This window comes from Flavobacterium magnesitis (assembly GCF_041729735.1).
Lineage (GTDB): Bacteria > Bacteroidota > Bacteroidia > Flavobacteriales > Flavobacteriaceae > Flavobacterium > Flavobacterium magnesitis.
This window is the reverse complement of sequence record NZ_JBCFQK010000017.1, coordinates 37,150-56,282: the sequence shown is the minus strand read 5'-3', so window position 1 is coordinate 56,282 and position 19,133 is coordinate 37,150. Positions and strand designations below refer to the sequence as shown.

13 protein-coding genes are annotated in these 19,133 nt (G+C 33.8%); 6 read left to right on the top strand and 7 right to left on the bottom strand.

Features of this window, described 5'->3' with window-relative positions; genetic code table 11:
* Positions 1-265: 265 nt before the first annotated feature.
* Both AAGV33_RS11910 and tyrS read right to left on the bottom strand, forming a co-directional pair.
* On the bottom strand, positions 266-3,937 hold the full coding sequence (locus AAGV33_RS11910; RefSeq protein WP_373392246.1) for a hybrid sensor histidine kinase/response regulator transcription factor: 3,672 nt from the start codon (positions 3,935-3,937) through the stop codon (positions 266-268).
* A 139-nt stretch (positions 3,938-4,076) separates the two neighbouring features.
* Positions 4,077-5,369 carry a tyrosine--tRNA ligase gene (gene tyrS, locus AAGV33_RS11905; protein WP_373392245.1) on the bottom strand — a complete coding sequence of 431 codons (1,293 nt, stop codon included), beginning with the start codon at positions 5,367-5,369 and terminating at the stop codon, positions 4,077-4,079.
* Between the two features lie 255 nt (positions 5,370-5,624).
* On the opposite strand from tyrS, the gene AAGV33_RS11900 reads away from it, so the two are divergent.
* On the top strand, positions 5,625-6,617 hold the full coding sequence (locus tag AAGV33_RS11900; protein ID WP_373392244.1) for an NAD-dependent epimerase/dehydratase family protein: 993 nt from the start codon (positions 5,625-5,627) through the stop codon (positions 6,615-6,617).
* Here AAGV33_RS11900 and AAGV33_RS11895 read toward each other — a convergent pair.
* Genes AAGV33_RS11895 through AAGV33_RS11885 form a run of 3 tightly spaced genes read right to left on the bottom strand, consistent with a single transcriptional unit; the run spans position 6,610 to position 9,247 of the window.
* The gene (locus AAGV33_RS11895) at positions 6,610-7,167 is read right to left on the bottom strand and encodes a DUF4296 domain-containing protein (protein WP_373392243.1); all 558 of its coding nucleotides are present in this window, start codon (positions 7,165-7,167) and stop codon (positions 6,610-6,612) included. The two genes, AAGV33_RS11900 and AAGV33_RS11895, sit on opposite strands and share 8 nt — an antisense overlap.
* A gap of 3 nt (positions 7,168-7,170) precedes the next feature.
* A complete protein-coding gene (locus AAGV33_RS11890; protein WP_373392242.1) occupies positions 7,171-8,511 on the bottom strand; it encodes a dihydroorotase in 1,341 nt (446 codons plus the stop codon).
* 10 nt (positions 8,512-8,521) lie between these two features.
* On the bottom strand, positions 8,522-9,247 hold the full coding sequence (locus AAGV33_RS11885) for a polyprenol monophosphomannose synthase (RefSeq protein ID WP_373392241.1): 726 nt from the start codon (positions 9,245-9,247) through the stop codon (positions 8,522-8,524).
* 105 nt (positions 9,248-9,352) lie between these two features.
* Here AAGV33_RS11885 and AAGV33_RS11880 point away from each other — a divergent pair, with 105 nt between their 5' ends.
* Both AAGV33_RS11880 and AAGV33_RS11875 read left to right on the top strand, forming a co-directional pair.
* The gene (locus AAGV33_RS11880) at positions 9,353-10,024 is read left to right on the top strand and encodes a DUF4271 domain-containing protein (protein ID WP_373392240.1); all 672 of its coding nucleotides are present in this window, start codon (positions 9,353-9,355) and stop codon (positions 10,022-10,024) included.
* A gap of 13 nt (positions 10,025-10,037) precedes the next feature.
* Entirely contained in the window at positions 10,038-10,787 is a 750-nt protein-coding gene (locus tag AAGV33_RS11875; protein ID WP_373392239.1) for a uroporphyrinogen-III synthase, read from the top strand.
* A 159-nt stretch (positions 10,788-10,946) separates the two neighbouring features.
* Here the strand turns inward: AAGV33_RS11875 and AAGV33_RS11870 are convergent, their stop codons facing one another.
* Both AAGV33_RS11870 and AAGV33_RS11865 read right to left on the bottom strand, forming a co-directional pair.
* Entirely contained in the window at positions 10,947-11,636 is a 690-nt protein-coding gene (locus AAGV33_RS11870; RefSeq protein WP_373392238.1) for a zinc metallopeptidase, read from the bottom strand.
* A gap of 383 nt (positions 11,637-12,019) precedes the next feature.
* Complete coding sequence (locus AAGV33_RS11865) at positions 12,020-15,625, bottom strand: leucine--tRNA ligase (RefSeq protein ID WP_373392237.1); 3,606 nt, start codon at positions 15,623-15,625, stop codon at positions 12,020-12,022.
* A 203-nt stretch (positions 15,626-15,828) separates the two neighbouring features.
* Here AAGV33_RS11865 and AAGV33_RS11860 point away from each other — a divergent pair, with 203 nt between their 5' ends.
* The 3 genes from AAGV33_RS11860 to AAGV33_RS11850 all read left to right on the top strand — a co-directional run bounded on the left by AAGV33_RS11860 (position 15,829) and on the right by AAGV33_RS11850 (position 19,099).
* On the top strand, positions 15,829-17,214 hold the full coding sequence (locus AAGV33_RS11860) for an alginate export family protein (protein ID WP_373392236.1): 1,386 nt from the start codon (positions 15,829-15,831) through the stop codon (positions 17,212-17,214).
* Between the two features lie 5 nt (positions 17,215-17,219).
* Positions 17,220-17,957, top strand: a complete 738-nt coding sequence (locus AAGV33_RS11855) for a sulfite exporter TauE/SafE family protein (RefSeq protein ID WP_373392235.1) — start codon at positions 17,220-17,222, stop codon at positions 17,955-17,957.
* Between the two features lie 266 nt (positions 17,958-18,223).
* Positions 18,224-19,099 (top strand): cell division protein FtsX, encoded by an 876-nt coding sequence (locus AAGV33_RS11850; RefSeq protein ID WP_373392234.1) that lies wholly within the window; start codon positions 18,224-18,226, stop codon positions 19,097-19,099.
* The last annotated feature ends 34 nt before the right edge of the window (positions 19,100-19,133 follow it).

Here is a 19,133-nt window from a genome sequence, read left to right as displayed (position 1 = left end):
TTTATTCTGTATTATCGGCATTAAGATTAATGCTTAGCAAATATAAATAGCTGATTTTGTTTTTAATTATCATAGATTGCCATAACCATTCATAACTTGCCATTTGGTTGGATATGATATAAAATGGCGGAATACGACTAGTGATATAAGGAAAAACAAGAAGAAATTTATTCTAAAAATGAATAACCGCAGATTATTAAATTACTCTTTTAAAATCTGTGAATCTGTGGTCATTTTTTAGAACTTAAATAATATTACTGTAAGTTTATTTCAAATACTGCGATGGACTACAGCCAAAATGCTTAGAAAAAGTTCGGGAAAAATTAGAAGGCTCCGAAAACCCAAGTTTATAGGCAATTTGAGAAATACTCAAATCCGAATTTCTAAGCAGTTCTTCGGCCTGATTCATTTTGACTTTTGTAATAAATTCATGAACCGTATTTCCGGTTATTCCTTTTAATTTTCGATACAGCTGTCTTTGACTAATACCTAAAGTTTGCGCCAATTCATCCGAATTGAAATCGGTTTCCTCAATGTTGAGGTTGATTTTTTCAATTACTTTTTCAAGAAATTCATTATCCTGATCCGGAACTTCCTGTTGCAATTGTTCTATCTTTTTAATTGTTCCCAATCGGTTTTGCAAAAGAATTCTGTTTTCTAAAAGACTTTTTATTTGCGCATTTAAAACAGTAACATTAAACGGTTTCATTACATAAGCTTCCGCACCCAGATTGTAACCTTCAATTTGGTTTTCCTCAGAACCTTTTGCCGTTAAAAAAATCAGCGGAATATGATTTGTATTTTCATTTGCTTTCAATTCTCTACAAAATTCTGTTCCCTGCATTTCGGGCATCATAATATCCGAAACAATAATATCCGGAATGAATTGGATAGCGGCTTCCAGTCCTTTTTTTCCATCAAATTCCTGAATCAAAGTATATTCTTTACTCAGTTCTTTATTCAAATAAGTTTGCACATCAGGATTGTCTTCTACAATAAGCAATGTGGGTTTTGTACTTTCGAATGGAGTTTGCTCCCGCTCTATTTCTGGAATATGTGTATAATTATCCTTTTGAGGAATTTCTTCCACTTTGACTGAAACGCTATTTTCCATTTTAGCGGCTTCATAAGGCAAACTAATTAGCACTTTAGTTCCTTTGTCAGGCGTACTTTCAATTGCAATAGTTCCTTTTAAAAGTTCGATTAAATTTCGGGTTAAGGACAATCCAATTCCAGAAGAATAACCATGATACGGACTAGATCCGATAGTATTAAACGGTTCGAATATTTTCTCTAATTCGGCAGCATTGATTCCGACACCATTGTCTTCAACTGTAATTTCCAAATTAGATTCCGCATCATTTAGAGTTGCTGAAAGTGCTACAAGTCCTCCATCAGAAGTATATTGAAAAGCATTCGAGACAATGTTTACAATAATTTGTTGTACTTTTTCAAAATCCAGAGAGCAGTACAAAGGTATTTTTTCAACCTGAAGTTGAAGTCTTATGTTTCTTTTCTCAGCTATAAACTGAAACGAAGTATAACATTCTTCTATAAACAAATTAAAATTTTGAACCGTAGGATTTAATTTCAGTTTACCCATTTCTGATTTGCGGAAATCCAAAATTTGATGAATTAACCTAGTCAAATAACTAATGTTTCTATTAACTATCGAAAAATAAACTTCTTTGTCTTCGGGCGCTACTTTTTCTTCCTGAATGCGTTTTAAAGGATCCACAATCAAGGTTAATGGCGTTTTTAAATCATGGGAAATATTCGTAAAAAACTCTATTTTTTCTTTGTTTAAAGCTTCCTGTCTTTCAGTATTTAATCGTTCCAGTTTAATTTCGTTTCTCAAACGATCCCGGTACAACATGGCTTTAAAAATCCAAAAAGCTATTGCTGCTAAGAAACCAACAAAAAGTATTTTAGCCCACCAGGTTTCATACCAAGGCGCACTTACATGAATCCCCAATACTTTTATGGGCGATTTTGCATCATTTGAAGAAACTACACGAACCTTAAAAACATAATTCCCCGGAGGTAATTTATTATAGGTTATTTTACTGTTATTGGTCTTAATCCATTTGTCTTCATAACCTTCTAAGGCATATTCATAAATGGTTTTATTGGTATTCCTGTAATTAAACGAAGCTAATTCTATTGCAAAACTTCTATTTTCATAATCCAGTTGAATCGATTGGGTTTGCGATAAATCTTTGGTTATAATAGTACGCCCATTAATGGTATCCATCGGAACCACTTTTTCATTCGATAAATACAAGGTTTTAAAAATCAACTTATCATTAACAGAATTGGCTTTGATTTCATCAGGGCGAAAAGAAAGATAGCCGTTTTTATCTCCAAAATATATTTTCTGATTCGCTACATCTTTATAGAAAGCTCGTTCTGAAAAAGTCCAGGAGCCAAACTGATCTTCTCTTCTGTAATTGGATATTTTATTGGTTCCAATATCAATCATCGAAATCCCTTGTTTGTGAGCAATCCAAAGATTTCCTTTAGCATCATCGGTTATCGAAGAAATATAAATAGTAGGACTTTCCGATTGCAATTGTATTTTTTCAATTCGCATCGGATTGCTTTTTGCATCTATTTTATTCAATCCTTCGCTAGAACCAACCCAAATGGCACCTCGTTTGTCTCTATGCAAAGCATAAATCATATTTCCTGAAATTTGGTTTTCAAGATGTTTATCAAAAGTATTCAGTTCTAATTTGTCATATATTTTTCCCTGACTGTTTATTTTTAATCGAATAACACCACTTCCCTCAGTTCCCAACCATAATTCCTGATTGTTGACTGATAAAACATCCATTACACTTCCATTATTAATAGTAGTTGTTAAATCGTAAAATTTGATTTTATTGTTGACTAAATTGATACAAGCAATGCCATTGTATAAACCAACCCACAGATTATTTCCAGACGCCTCCAAAGCATAAACAGACCAAATTTCTAAATTAGGATTTAAAGTTCTATTGATTACAACCTTACACTGATTGGTTTTAGGATTGTAACATTCTAAGCCGTTACGGCCGCCTATCCAAATTTGACCTTGACTGTCCTTAAAAAAACTGCGTGCACTTTTAACCTGACTATTCGATTTATAAAAAGGATGATTGTAATCTAAACCATTGTTATTATAAATCAGTATTCCTTCATCAGTAGCTAGCCAAATCTCATTATCTACTTTCAAAATACCTTTAACAGTCGCTAGTTTGCTGTTTTCACTGGCTTTTCTATAGCTGTAATGCAATTCAAACGGATTTCGGCTTGGATTTGCTTTATAGACATCGCCACCTCTGGTTCCCAGCCAGATAATATTTTCGTCATCTATAAAAAAACTGGTAATATAATCATCCAATAAATGCCCAGGATGATTGATATTAGCCGTATAACGATAGACTTCAGCTGATTTTAAATCTTCAACAGTAAATAAATGGGAAGACAAAGAATATCTTTTTCCGTTTACAATTCGGTTTTTATTTAACTCACTAGAATTGCTCGCCAGCTTGTCAATTATGATTTTAGGAACTTTAGCATCAGCAACAATTTTAAAAGAATTCAGCTGATAATTGAATCGAACGTATTTTCTATCATAAGTTAAAAACCAAAGTCCTAATTTTTTATCAGAAACAATATTTCGGATTCGATTATTGGGTAATGAAGTTTTGTCTTTTGGATTATGATAAAAAAAGTCGAATGTTTTTCCGTCGTATCGGTATGCGCCATTCCAGCTTCCAAACCAAATATAACCGATAGAATCCTTAGTAATTCCATGAATTTGAGTCACGGGATTTGCATCCCGACCCGATATTTTTTCGAAAAAAAGATTTTGGGCTTTCAATCCTGTTAAAGACAACAGAGAAAACACAAAGAAAGAAACTACACCAAACCAAATTTGTCGCTTTTTCATAGAATTTCGATAAATAAGTTTCTTTTCATAGTAATTTCTAAAATTCAAAAATAGAAAAACATCCTTTAGAAAATAGAAAAACCTGATAACATTATGTCATCAGGTTTTTTTACTTATATATTTTTCTGAAATTTCTTTTTTACAACACTCTTACCACAAAATAGTTTTTCTTTCCACTTTGCAACAAAACAAATTGATTGTTGATTAAATCTTTGTTCGAAAGCGAGAAATCTTCTTTTACTTTTTCTCTGTTTACCGAAATAGAATTTGCAGTCAAAGCTCTTCTTGCTTCTCCGTTTGATTTAAAAAAGCCTGTTTTTTCGTTTAAAACATCTACGATATTAATTCCCGTTTCGATTTCAATTCTTGCAATTTCAGCTTGCGGAACTCCATCAAAAACTTCTAAGAAAGTCGCTTCGTCCAGTTGTTTCAAATCATCGGCAGTAGCATTTCCAAAAAGAATATTTGAAGCTTTAATCGCATTGTCTAAATCAGCAGCCGAATGCACCATTACAGTAATTTCTTCTGCCAAACGTTTTTGCAACAAACGCAAATGTGGTGCTTCTTTATGTTTTTCAGTTAAATCTTCAATTTCTTCTTTCGATAAGAAAGTAAAAATTTTGATGTATTTTTCAGCATCAATATCAGAAGTGTTTAACCAATATTGATAAAATTTATAAGGAGAAGTTCTAGCTGAATCCAACCAGATATTTCCACCTTCGGATTTTCCAAATTTAGTTCCATCTGCTTTTGTGATTAATGGGCAAGTCAAAGCATAAGCTTTTCCGCTTGCTATTCTGCGCACTAATTCCGTTCCAGTAGTGATATTTCCCCATTGATCGCTTCCTCCCATTTGTAGCGTACAGTTTTTCTCTCTGTACAAATGCAAGAAATCGTAACCTTGAACCAGTTGATACGTAAACTCAGTAAACGACATTCCTTCAGCAGACTCTGAAGACAAACGTTTTTTTACCGAATCTTTCGCCATCATATAATTTACAGTAATGTGTTTCCCTACATCACGAATGAATTCCAGAAAAGAGAAATTCTTCATCCAATCGTAGTTATTTACTAACTCGGCAGCATTGGGTGCATCTGAAGTAAAATCTAAGAAACGAGCCAATTGTCCTTTTATCGCATCCTGATTGTGACGTAAAGTGGTTTCGTCTAATAAATTTCTTTCGTTAGATTTCCCTGATGGATCACCAATCATTCCTGTTGCTCCGCCTACTAAGGCTAAAGGTTTGTGTCCAGCTATTTGAAAATGTTTCAATAACATTACTCCAACTAAGTGTCCTATATGTAATGAATCTGCAGTTGGGTCAATCCCCACATACGCCGCACGCATTTGTTCCATCAAATGTTCTTCTGTGCCTGGCATAACATCGTGGAGCATTCCTCTCCAAGTTACTTCTTCAATAAAATTCTTCATGTTTTTAATCAATTTACTTCGTCAGTTCAGCCTTTCAGGCTTTGAGTGCGCAAATATAATGAATCAATGGCAAAAATCAATTTCAATGACAATGGCAATGGCAAAAAATAAATTCCAAATTAAAAATTCCAAATTCCAATAACACCTCGACAAGTTCATTACGACAATTGGAATTTGGGATTTTTAAAATTAAGATTTTCTAATTGCTATTGATTTTTGTTATTGTCATTGCCATTGATTCATTATATTTACAAAATGATTTTAATTACAGGAGGAACTGGTTTAGTAGGCTCGCATTTGTTACTGCATTTAACAGAAAATGGAGAAAAAGTTCGGGCTATTTACCGCAAAGAAGATAAGATTCAAAAAACAAAATCGCTGTTTCAGCGTTATAATAAATTAGCATTTTTTAATACTATTGAATGGGTGCAAGCTAATATTGTTGACATTCCTTCATTAGAAACTATTTTTGACAATATTACAAAAGTGTACCATTGTGCGGGTTTAATCTCATTTGACCCAAAAGATGAAAATTTACTTCGAAAAACAAATATCGAAGGAACGGCAAACATTGTTAATTTTTGTCTTGCCAAAGGAATCCAGAAATTATGTTACGTAAGTTCCGTAGCCGCTCTAGGCGATTTAGCTGCACACGAAACCATCATTACCGAAGAAACCGAATGGAATCCAGAAAAGCATCATAACGATTATGCTATTTCTAAATACGGTGCCGAAATGGAAATTTGGCGTGGACAACAGGAAGGATTAGATGTCATTATTGTAAATCCAGGTGTGATTATTGGTCCAGGATTTGAAAATCAGGGCAGCGGATTATTATTTAAAAAAATTGCCGACGGACTATTATTTTATACTTCAGGAAAAACAGCTTTTGTGGCTGTAGACGATGTGGTACGAATGATGAAGCAACTGATGGAAAGCAATATTTGCAACGAACGTTTTATTTTAATTGCCGAAAACATTGTTTTTAGAGATCTTTTCAACACTATTGCTGACACCTTAAAAGTAAAAAGGCCTAGCATAGAAGCCAAGCCTTTTATTATGGAAATTACATGGAGATTGTACTGGTTCTTTAGTCTTTTTAGCCAAAAAACAAACCACGTTTCAAAAGATACATTACGTTCATTTCTGGGTAAAAAAGAATTTTCAAACAATAAAATTAAAACGACACTAAATACTTCTTTTTTAGATGTACATCAATACATCAAAGAGAAATTTGCCGTTAATTAACTTTTACTCCGTTTTTAATTACTGTTGATTTTATTTCAGTTGAATTCATTTTTACCTTTTTTGGTTTTTTCTTCAACAATAGCAAACTGTCTTTTTTCTTTACTTTTTGCAATGAATCTTTCTTTGCCAAGGCTGCTTTTTTAGCCACTTTGATAGAATCCAATCGTTTTCTTTTTACTTCAATCAAAGAATCTCTTTTTACTTCTTTTTTGATTATAGAATCCAAAACCGCCTTTTTGCTATCCATGCGTTTGACCACATTATCATACATTTCTTTGTACTCATCAAAATTAGAGGCATAATAAATATTGCTTTGCGCAAATTGAGCACTATCTACTTTATATTTTTTATAAATAAACTCTTTCGGGTTGATTTTATATTTTTCGGTTGTGCTGGGCTGATTGTATTTTATCGCATCCAGAAGCGACATATCATATATAATATTCTCCATCACTTCCTTATCAATAAGATGATCTGGTTTTTCAACCACTTCATTCTTACAGCTAAAAAGCAACATTACAATTACTAAAAATGATACCGTTTTTTTCATTCCCTATCGATCAAATAAAAGTCTTTTTCCGGCGCGAACGTTTTTTACTTTAAAAGCATTGTAAACCAATTGTCCGTTTACAAAAGTATGTGTAATTCTGGATTTAAAGGTATATCCTTCAAATGGAGACCATCCACATTTAGCAAATATATTCTCTTTTTTCACACCCCAAGGCAAACCTGAATTTACAATTACCAAATCGGCAAAATAACCTTCTTTGATAAAACCACGTTTTTCTATCTTGAAAATTTTAGCCGGATTGTGGCACATTTTTTCCACAATTTTCTCTACGCTAATTTTCCCCTGATGAAAAGCTTCAAACATAGCCACCACAGCATGTTGTACTAATGGACCACCAGATGGCGCTTTTAAATACGATTGTTTTTTCTCTTCTAATGTATGAGGCGCGTGATCGGTAGCAATAACATCTATTCTATCATCATTCAAAGCTTTCCATAAAGCATCTCTATCCTTTGCTGTTTTTACTGCTGGATTCCATTTGATAAAATTGCCTTTGGTCGCATAATCATCATTGGTAAACCACAAATGATGCACACAAACCTCAGCCGTAATTTTCTTTTCTTCCAATGGAATTTTATTGGTAAACAAATCCATTTCTTTAGCGGTAGAAAGATGAAAAATATGCAAACGAGCACCTGTTTTCTTAGCCAAAGCAATTGCTTTTGAAGAAGACAAATAACAAGCTTCCTCGCTTCTTATTAAATGATGCACTGTTACAGGAACATCGTCACCATATTCAGCAATATATTTTTCTGAATTAGCTCTAATAGTCGCTTCATCTTCACAATGTACTGCAATTAACATAGGCGTACTTGAAAATATTTTTTCCAAAGTAGCTTCGTTATCCACTAACATATTTCCAGTTGAAGAACCTAAAAATATCTTAATTCCAGCAACATTTTTTGGATTGGTTTTTAGAACTTCTTCTAAGTTATCATTAGTTGCACCCATCATAAACGAATAATTCGCATAGGATTTCTCGGCAGCCAACTGGTATTTTTCTTCTAAAATTTCCTGAGTAACCGCATTTGGAACCGTATTCGGCTGCTCGATAAATGACGTAATCCCACCGGCAACTGCAGCTTTGGATTCTGACTCAATATCGCCTTTGTGCGTTAAACCTGGTTCTCTAAAATGCACCTGATCATCAATGGCACCCGGAATTAAATAATTTCCTTCGGCATCAATAATTTTACAATCGGATGATTTTGCACTAATGCTTTCTGAAATTTCAACAATTAAGTCATTCTCAATTAAAACATCGCCCTCAAAAATTACCCCTTCATTTACTATTTTGGCATTCTTAATTAAAACCCTATTCATTGTTTTTATTTTATAATCTATTAACTAATTTTTTTAATCGAAGCGAAATTACCCCAAACACCGCTTCTACTATTATGGAATTACTCATTTTGGATTGTCCCTTAGTCCTATCGGTAAAAATAATTGGTACTTCGGTAATTTTAAAATTATTGCAAAAAGTGCGATACTTCATCTCTATCTGAAAAGCGTAACCCACAAATTTTATTTTATCCAAATTGATTTTTTCTAAAACTTCTCTTTTGTAGCAAACAAAACCAGCCGTAGCATCGTGAATTTGCATCCCAGTAATCATTCGAACATAAACCGAAGCAAAATAAGAAAGTAAAACTCGGTTTAAAGGCCAATTGACCACATTTACACCTGTAACATAGCGTGAACCAATAACCATATCAGCATCGCCAAAATGAGAAGCATTAAACAACTTTTCTAAATCATGAGGATTGTGTGAAAAATCAGCATCCATTTCGAAAACAAACTCATATTCTCTGGCTAATGCCCACTTAAAACCGTGCACATAAGCGGTTCCTAAACCCGATTTTTCCTTTCTGTTTTCTAGAAATAAACGCCCTTCAAATTCTGTTTGCAAAAACCGAACCTTGTCAGCCGTATGATCTGGAGAATTATCATCCACTATAAGAATGTGAAAATGTTTGTGTTGAGAAAGCGTTGCTCTAATAATGCTTTCAATATTTTCAATTTCGTTATAGGTTGGAATTATAACAATACAATTATTCATATTTCTAGAAATTTCAAGGCAAAAGTAACCTTTTTATGCCATTTGATTCATAATAAAATTATAATAAAAATATTGATATAAAATTTTACTAATTTTGCTTTTGCTATGACAGAATATCTCTTACATCCGAGAATTACCGAAAACAAAGACTGGGCAACCGTTTTATTTGTTTTGGCCTTTGGTATTATTGCCGTTACTAAATCCGTTTATGGAAATCGATTTGGTGATTTTATCAATCTTATTTTTTCTGATAAATATTCTAAAATCTATCGTGATAGCAGCCAGCTTAAAAGCAGTTTTACCATTTCGTTGTTTTTTGTACAAGTCATTTCTTTTGCTTTTTTCATCCAAATTTCATTGAGTATTTTTGGTTATGCCGCAAAAACCGATTGGATTTTATACATCCAAATCATCACTTTTCTGATCTTTTTTATTTTATCGAAGTATTTAGTCGAAAAAATTATTGCAACTACCTTCAATATTGAAGAATTTATGGAGCAATTTAACCTTCAAAAAATTACTTATCGAACCTATATTGGGATAATCATCTTGCCTATCAACATCCTTTTATTTTACTATAACACTTTTTCACAAAATATTCCTATAGCAATAATCAGCATTATACTGGTGTTAAGCGTAATAGCATATTCCCTTTCAATAAAAAAATATCAAAATTTAATATTCAGTAAGTTGTTTTATTTTATTTTATATCTTTGCACTCTCGAAATAGCTCCTTATTTTTTCATGTATTATTTGTTTACAAAAGGGAGCGCTTAGAAAATGTTAAAATATGAAAGTGAAAACAATTTTGGTATCGCAACCAGAGCCTAAAGTAGAGAACTCTCCTTACTTTGAACTCCAACAAAAACATAAAATCAAAATTGATTTCCGCCCTTTTATACATATAGAAGGAGTTAGTGCGAAAGAAATCAGACTTCAAAAAATTGATCTCAACAATTTTTCTGCAATTATTTTAACCAGTAGAAATGCTGTTGACCATTTTTTTAGAGTAGCCGAAGAAATGCGTTTTAAAGTTCCTGAAGGTTTAAAGTATTTTTGCCAATCAGAAGCAGTAGCTTTCTATTTGCAAAAATATGTTGTCTACAGAAAACGTAAAATTTATGTTGGTGCAAAAGATTTTGCCGATTTATCTCCGTTGATTAAAAAATACAAAGACGAGAAATTCTTGTTGCCTGCTTCAGACCAATTGAATGCTGATGCACCAATCACATTAAACAACTTAAAAGTCGATTGGACTCAAGCTACTTTTTACAAAACCGTAATGAGCGATTTGTCTGATTTAGCCGATGTTTATTATGATGTTTTAGCTTTCTTTAGTCCAACAGGAATCAAATCATTATACAAAAACTTCCCTGATTTCAAACAAAACGAAACTAGAATTGCTGTTTTTGGAAGCACAACACAAAAAGAAGCCTTAGATCACGGATTAAGAGTAGACATTCTTGCTCCTGCTCCCGGAACGCCTTCTATGACAATGGCTTTAGAAAAATATGTTGCCGAAGCCAACAAAACAAAATAAACCATAAACTGAATTGCAATAGCAATTGCAAAATTCAATTTCAATAAAAACTTCCAAATCCCAATTAATTATTATTGGAATTTGGAATTTTTATTTTTAGAATTTACTTATCAAATGACATTTGTAGTTGCCATTGCTTTTTGAAATTGAAATTTTATTTTAGTCTCTCCTATTTCCTCCTAAATAAATAGAAAGATAATACAACAACGTAGCGATAGAACCTAAAGCCGCTACTACATAAGTACGCGCTGCCCATTTTAACGAATCTTCGGCACCTGCATATTCGGCAGGATTAAGCATGTTTTTGTTTTTTAGCCAAGCCAACGCACGATTACTCGCATCATATTCCACAGGCAAAGTAACTATGGAAAAAACTGTTGTAGCAGCAAACAAAACAATACCAGCTAAAAGCAAACCTGGAAATGTATTCAGCATAAGAATACCCGCTAACAAAACCCATTGCATATAAGTAGAAGCCACATTGACAAACGGAACTAATTTAGAACGCATAGTCAGCCACTCGTAACCCACAGCATGTTGCACCGCGTGACCACATTCGTGAGCCGCTACAGCCGCAGCTGCTGCATTTCGCTGATTGTAGACCGCTTCACTCAAATTCACCGTCTTATCCATCGGATTGTAATGATCCGTTAATTGTCCCGGAGTGGAAATTACACGTACATCACGGATTCCGTTATCAGCTAACATTTTTTCAGCAATCTCAGCACCGCTCATATTATTTTGCAAATGCAATTTCGAATAGTGCTCAAACTTGCTCTTTAATCTCCAACTTACTAACCAGCTAAACAACATAATTGCTCCAGCAAGAATTAAATAACCGCTTCCCATATCTTTATGTATTTATTTCAAATTTATAAAATATATTCAGCAAATTGCGAACCAAATTCCAGAAATGCCAATTTGACAGCTGTTAAAAAAAATACAATTTCAATGGCAATGACAATTTCAAAAAAATCAATAACAATAGCAATAGTAAAATCCCAAATTTAAAAATTCCAAATTCCAATAAAAAGCAACACACAATCTTGTCATTCCGTAGGAATCTATACTCGAAGTAAATTGTAATATGAGATTCCTGCGGAATGACAAACTGTGAGGTAAAAAAACAATGGCAATGGCAATAGCAATAACAATGAAAATATCAAAAAGTAAAAATTCCAAATCCCAATTAACGCATAGTTATTGGAATTTTAAAATATTGGAATTTATTTCTATCCTACCAAATTAATGATTTTTCCTGGAACAATAATCACCTTATTTGGCGTTCTACCGTCTAATTGTTTTTGGGTTCTTTCGTCTTTCATTACAATTTCTTCTATTTGTTCCTTTGTTAAATCCAAAGGCAAAGTAAGTGTAAAACGCATTTTTCCGTTGAAAGAAACTGGATATTCTTTATCAGATTCTACCAAATGTTTTGGTTCGAAAACTGGAAAAGCCACGGTAGCAATTGAATCGTTATGTCCTAACAAACTCCATAATTCCTCAGCAATGTGTGGCGCATAAGGGGAAATCACGATAGCCAATGGTTCTAAAATAGCACGTGAATGACAATTTTGCGTAGACAATTCATTTACACAAATCATAAACTGAGAAACCGAAGTATTAAAAGAGAAACTTTCGATATCTTCTGAAACTTTTTTGATGGTTTTGTGTAATGATTTTAAGTTTTCTTTTGTTGGTTCTTCATCGGTAACGATCAAACCATTATTCTCATCAAAATACAAACGCCATAATTTTTTAAGGAAACCAAAAACCCCCGAAATTCCTGCCGTATTCCAAGGTTTTGCTTGTTCCAATGGACCTAAAAACATTTCGTACAAACGCAATGTATCCGCTCCATATTCAGCACAAATATTGTCTGGAGTTACCACATTATATTTCGATTTCGACATTTTTTCGATTTCTCTTTCAACTTTAAATGTAAAATCTGGTTCAGTTATTACATTATAAGTTTTAGTAAAATCTAATGCACGTTCAATGTTATTATCTTCTATCTGATTTGTAATTTGATTAACAACACTAATGTCTAATAATACTCTCCTAACACTGTAAGGCAATCCGTAATGAGGTCCATTGCATTTATGTTTCATAGCTAAATCATTGAAAGATTTAATTAAAAAATGAAACATTTTAGCTTCTTCTTCAGTAAATGAATTTAAAATTATTTGTTGATTTGATAAATCTTTGATAAAATAATCCTGAATTTTCCTAAAATTGGCTTTATAGAAATTGGAAATATCTTTACTTATAATAGTTTGAAATTCAAAACTACCTAATTGCGCACCTTCATTATCCCAAAAAAGTAAATCTATAACATCAACATAAGCACTCATCCCCAAAATCATTCCCTGATTGATCAGTTTTTTGAATGGTTCTTCTGTTGGAGCAAAACCTTTGTCTTTTAAAAATTTATTCCAAAAACGAGAATACAATAAATGGCCGGTTGCGTGCTCGCTACCGCCAATGTACAAATCCACAGATTCCCAGTATTTCAATGCATCTTTACTTGCAAATTCGTTTTCATTCCCTGCATCCATATAACGCATCCAGTACCATGAACTTCCGGCCCAACCTGGCATGGTATTCAGTTCCAAAGGAAATACTGTAACCTCCCCCGACCCCTCCGAAGGAGGGGAGAGTAGTTCGTTTGAAACCACTTTGTTGTTTACTGTATCCCAAGCCCAAGTAGTAGCATTCCCTAATGGAGGCAATCCGTCTTCGGTTGGCAAATATTTTTCTACTTCTGGCAAAATAATTGGCAAATGTTGCGCCTCAATCATCTGCGGCAAACCATTTACATAATACACTGGAAATGGTTCTCCCCAATAACGTTGACGGGAGAAAACCGCATCACGCAAACGGTAATTGATTTTACCATACCCTTGGTTGATTTTTTCTAATTCGGCAATTACTTTTTGAGTTGCCTCTTTGTAACCCATGCCATTTAAAAAATTAGAATTTTTTAAGGTAAATCCACTTTTTTCAGCAAAAGCAAAATCCACCCCGCCCTGCGGGCACCCCTCCAACGGAGGGGAATTTAAAGCAAAAATGTTTTTGACATCCTGCATTCCGTTATGGCCTTTAAAGAAATTAGCAAAAGCATAATCTCTTTCATCGCCACAAGGAACCGCCATTACAGCACCTGTTCCATAACCTGCCAAAACATAATCTCCAATCCAAACCGGAATTGCTTCCTTGGTAAACGGATGTTCAGCATAAGCCCCCGTGAAAACTCCTGAAATGGTTTTTACATCTGCCATACGCTCTCTTTCGGAACGTTTTGCTGTTTTTTCGATATATGCTTCAACTGCTGCTTTTTGTTCCGGAGTGGTAATTTGAGCAACCAATTCGTGTTCTGGTGCTAATGTCATAAACGTCACTCCGAAAATGGTGTCGGGACGGGTTGTAAAAGCGTCAATATACCTCACCCCCAGCCCCTCTCCAGCGGAGAGGGGAGCTTGAGCATCGTTCGTTTTAAAAGAATTTCGCAGGCTTAATTCTTCTTTTATCTTCGATAAAACGGATTGTATGTCGTTTAAAACTTCTTCATTAGTAAAACGAATTACTTTATAAAGATGTTTTTGCTCTAATTCTAAAGTTCGCTGTTCATCTAATTCAACTTGTTCTTTTTCATCATGATAACCTCCGTCAACTTCGATAATTAACTTTTTCTCCAAACAAACAAAATCAGCAATAAAATTTCCAATATAATGCTGTCTTCTAATTTTATATCCTAGATTCGAATTTCGAACTTCTTGCCAAAGTACCTCTTCAGCTTCTGTTGGATTTTTACGGTTTTCTCTTGCATTAGCTACTAATTGTGTTGCAATGGAAGCATTAGCTGTCATGTACCCCTTCTCAACAGCCTGGCTCCCCTCTCCGCTGGAGAGGGGCTGGGGGTGAGGTTTTACCGCAAACGAAACCATCGCACCAACACTCTTACCAATCCAGTTTCTCTGACTTTCTTTGATACTTTCACTCCAGTCGATATCATTTAATCCTTGCAACAAACGCTCCGCATAAGCCGAAATACGCATGCTCCATTGGGTCATTTTTTTGCGAATAACCGGATACCCGCCACGCTCTGAAACGCCATTAATAATTTCGTCATTTGCCAAAACCGTTCCTAAGCCTGGACACCAGTTTACTTCGGTTTCTGCCAAATAAGTCAGTCTATATTGCAACAAAATTTTCTCTTGTTGTTCTTTTGCGAAAGCATTCCATTCCGTAGCTGAAAAAGCTTCAATATTTTCATCGCAAACGGCATTGACAGTAGCATTTCCTTCTTTTTCAAAAAGGGCAATTAAAGTCGAAATGTCCTCTGCTTTATCTGAATCTTTATTGTACCAGGAATTGAATAATTGGATAAAAATCCATTGCGTATGCTTGTAATAATCTGGATTTGAAGTACGCACTTCTCTATCCCAATCAAATGAAAATCCTATTTTGTCTAATTGTTTTCTGTAACCTGCAATTTGGTTTCCTTCTTTATCCACGCCACCGTCGATATTCACACGAGTGGTATCTTCCGGACGCTGACCTGTTTGTATCGCATATTGTTCAGCTGGCAATCCAAAACTATCGTAACCCATTGGATGCAAAACGTTAAAACCCTGATGTCTTTTAAAACGAGAATACACGTCAGAAGCAATATAACCTAGCGGATGCCCCACGTGTAATCCTGCTCCCGAAGGATAAGGAAACATATCTAAAACATAATGTTTTGGTTTTTCGGAAGTATTGGATGCTGCAAAAGTTTTATTATCAGCCCAGTATTTTTGCCATTTGGCTTCTATTTCGTTCGGATTGTATTTCATTTTTCGAGTTGCTAAGCTATAAAGTAGCTGAGTTTCTAAGTTTTAATAAATAAAATTATGAAGTCGCAAATTTACGTTTATTGCACATTGCACCAAAGTTATTTGTTGAAAAGAAGAAATAAATCAACAACTAATAGAATGCTAAGTAAGAATACTTATTTTTGCACTCTGTTTTAAAAGCATTTTGCTACACACCTTCTTTTATGAAAAAAACGGTTTTACTCTATTTGCTGATTGTAGTTGGCTTTTTCTGTTCTGAAAAAATAGTTGCACAAGACACTTCAGCTATCACCCATTTATTACTTCAAAAAAAACTCATTACTCAAAAAGAAGCCGATTCATTATTTACACTATCATCTTTTAATCAAAAAGTAAATTCTGAAAATAAAAGCTTCGCTATTGGTTTAGAATTTAGACCCAGAATCGAATACCGTGACGGTTACAGACAATTAAGAACAGAAGATACTAAAGCTGCCTATTTTGGCACACAAAGAAGCCGATTGAATTTTAACTATGAACAACCTAAATTCAAATTCCACACTTCTATACAAGACATTAGGGTCTGGGGACAATATGAGCTTAACAATTCATCAGGCTCATTGAATGTTTTTGAGGCCTACGTAGAAACAGCAATCACAAATCATTTTTCGGTAAAATTAGGCCGTCAAAAAGTGGAATTAGATAACGGAAGACTTTTTTCGGCAGCCAATTGGAGGCAATCTGCTAGAGCGCATGACGGAATTAATTTCATCTACAATAACGATAGGATTCATTCGGAATTTATTACCGCTTTTAATCAAACCAGCGAACGTATTTTTGAAACTGATTTTGCTCCAACCACATTTACCAATTATAAAATGCTAAATATACATTACCTAAAAGCAAAATTAAACAAGCATTTTACTTTGACCACCATTAATGCTGCCGATGGTTATGAAAGCACAACCAACGCTAATACTTTATATACCCGAGCAACTTCGGGCGGAAGATTGGATTTTGAAAAAGGCAATTTATACCTAACCTTAAGCGGTTATTACCAATACGGAAAATTGCAAACTGGAAACCAAATTTCTGCTTATTATTTCCAACCCGAAATCCAACTCAAAACAAATAAACTAACCACTCGATTAGGTGCGGAATATATGAGTGGGGACAATGCCAACAAAACAACTGATATTTCTAAATCATTTGTGCCACTGTATGGCGTGGCTTGGCGATTTATGGGAAATATGGATTATTTTACTTCCTTCCCAACTGATTTAAAAAATGGAGGATTGATCAATCCGTATTTATTCTTTATTTATGATCTCAATAAAAAAGTAAGCTTGCGTTCTGATTTCCATTTATTTTATTTACAAAACAAAGTGAAAGACAATTTAGATCAAGTTGTTCATCCTTATTTAGGTTTCGAAAATGATTTGTCTTTTCATTATAAATACAACTCCTTTACAATGGTTGATTTTGGTTTTTCATATATGGCTGCCAAAAAAAGTATGGAAACACTTAAAGCAGGAAACAGCAATATCACTCCCGTTTGGAGTTATTTAATGATTACTTTCAAACCTGAATTATTTAGTTTTAAAAAATAACTCTGATGGATTGCAGCGCTATTTTAATACTTTTTCTATTAGCACTAGTTGCTTTTTTATATTCATCGGTGGGTCATGGTGGCGCTAGTGGATACTTAGCTATTATGGCAATGGCGGGTGTAGCTCCACTTATGATGAAACAATCGGCTTTAGTGATGAATTTAGCCGTATCCTTATTTTCATTTATTGGGTTTTACAGATCAGGAGTTTTTAGATTAAAGTTATTCCTCCCTTTTGTGATAGCGAGTATTCCCATGGCTTTTTGGGGCGGTACGATGAGTTTGCCCGATGCTATTTATAAAAAAATATTAGCGGTTTGCATTTTTGTTTCCATCATTCGATTAATATACCAATTTGAAGAAAGTAAGGAACCAAATCGAGAAATACCATTATGGGCTGGACTACTTTCAGGTGGAAGCATCGGATTGCTTTCTGGACTTTTAGGCATTGGCGGAGGTATTATTCTTAGTCCTTTAATGCTTTTAATGCGTTGGTCAAAATTAAAAGAAACCGCAGCGGTTTCGGCTTTATTTATTTTTGTCAATTCGCTTTCCGGGCTTTATGGGCAAATTCAAAAAGGAGGTTTTAATCTCACTGCCGATTTACAAATAGCCGTAATTGCTACAATCATTGGAGGTTTACTAGGCTCTTATTTTGGAAGTCAAAAATTCAATACCAAAACATTAAAATATCTTTTGGCTCTTGGACTCACCATTGCAGGCTTAAAATTACTTTTTACCTAAAAATTCTCTTTTTAGAGCCTGTTTAAATTTATAAAAAAGAAATTTTCTTTTCCCCAACCCCTAAAGGGTGGAAATTTTCTTGAAAAATCATCAAAATCACATCCGCCGCCGCGGAATGGGGAAATTAATTTTGATGATTTTTAAACAAGCTCTAGCAAAAATATTTTGAAAATCTGCGCTTTATTGCAAGAAAGTTGAAACTTTGGTCGTTATTAACTTCATATAAAGAAATACTTTATTATTTTTACCCCATAATTAAATAAACTATGAGTTCTTCATTTGATAAGTTTCAAAAACGCAGGTTAATTTCCTCTTATTTTTCGGTAGTTTTAAGCATCTTCTTAGTTTTATTTTTACTAGGAACATTGGGGCTTTTTATCATTAATTCTAAAAAATTAGCGGACGACTTTAAAGAAAAGATTGCTATGACTGTTTTCTTTAAAAACGAAGCCAATGATACTATTTTGAAAAAATTTGGAACCGAGTTAAAGAAAGCTCCTTATGCAAAGTCGATTGTTTATGTAAGCAAAGATGCGGCTGCAAAACAACATACCGATATTATTGGTGAAGACTTCCTGACTTTTTTAGGTGAAAACCCATTGCAAAACTCTTATGACATTCACATCAAAGCAGATTATGTAGAGAAAGATAGTGTTGCCAAAATAGAACAAAAATTACGTACTAACCCAATGATTTCAGATATTGTTTATGACAAACAATTAGTGAATTTAGTTAACGATAATATCAAAAAAGTAAGTATGTGGATTTTAGTAATCAGCGTATTTTTGACTTTTATTGCTGTATTATTGATTAACAGTTCTCTTAGACTTTCCATTTATTCCAACCGATTTATTATTAAAACCATGCAAATGGTAGGTGCAACCAAATCGTTTATTAGAAAACCATTTGTGATGCGAAGTGTAAAACTAGGAATGCTTGGAGCGGCATTAGCCATTTTAGCATTAATTGGACTTTTATCTTATGTAAACTCCAACTTTCCTGAATTAGGAATTTTAGAGAACAAAGTACTTATTTTATTTGTCTTTGCCGCAGTTTTTGGGTTTGGAGTTTTAATCACCTGGTTAAGTACTCATTTTGCTACGCAACGTTTCTTAAATCTAAGAACTGACGACCTTTATTAATTTTAGATTGCAGATTAAAAAAATATAAACTTTA

What these genes read in the sequence shown, in the direction of transcription:
- AAGV33_RS11910 (WP_373392246.1), bottom strand. Translation starts at nt 3,937, where the DNA reads ATGAAAAAGCGACAAATTTGGTTTGGTGTAGTTTCTTTCTTTGTGTTT.
- AAGV33_RS11885 (WP_373392241.1), bottom strand. Translation starts at nt 9,247, where the DNA reads ATGAATAATTGTATTGTTATAATTCCAACCTATAACGAAATTGAAAAT.
- AAGV33_RS11880 (WP_373392240.1), top strand. Translation starts at nt 9,353, where the DNA reads ATGACAGAATATCTCTTACATCCGAGAATTACCGAAAACAAAGACTGG.
- AAGV33_RS11855 (WP_373392235.1), top strand. Translation starts at nt 17,220, where the DNA reads ATGGATTGCAGCGCTATTTTAATACTTTTTCTATTAGCACTAGTTGCT.
- AAGV33_RS11850 (WP_373392234.1), top strand. Translation starts at nt 18,224, where the DNA reads ATGAGTTCTTCATTTGATAAGTTTCAAAAACGCAGGTTAATTTCCTCT.
- AAGV33_RS11890 (WP_373392242.1), bottom strand. Translation starts at nt 8,511, where the DNA reads ATGAATAGGGTTTTAATTAAGAATGCCAAAATAGTAAATGAAGGGGTA.
- tyrS (WP_373392245.1), bottom strand. Translation starts at nt 5,369, where the DNA reads ATGAAGAATTTTATTGAAGAAGTAACTTGGAGAGGAATGCTCCACGAT.
- AAGV33_RS11895 (WP_373392243.1), bottom strand. Translation starts at nt 7,167, where the DNA reads ATGAAAAAAACGGTATCATTTTTAGTAATTGTAATGTTGCTTTTTAGC.
- AAGV33_RS11900 (WP_373392244.1), top strand. Translation starts at nt 5,625, where the DNA reads ATGATTTTAATTACAGGAGGAACTGGTTTAGTAGGCTCGCATTTGTTA.
- AAGV33_RS11865 (WP_373392237.1), bottom strand. Translation starts at nt 15,625, where the DNA reads ATGAAATACAATCCGAACGAAATAGAAGCCAAATGGCAAAAATACTGG.
- AAGV33_RS11870 (WP_373392238.1), bottom strand. Translation starts at nt 11,636, where the DNA reads ATGGGAAGCGGTTATTTAATTCTTGCTGGAGCAATTATGTTGTTTAGC.
- AAGV33_RS11860 (WP_373392236.1), top strand. Translation starts at nt 15,829, where the DNA reads ATGAAAAAAACGGTTTTACTCTATTTGCTGATTGTAGTTGGCTTTTTC.
- AAGV33_RS11875 (WP_373392239.1), top strand. Translation starts at nt 10,038, where the DNA reads ATGAAAGTGAAAACAATTTTGGTATCGCAACCAGAGCCTAAAGTAGAG.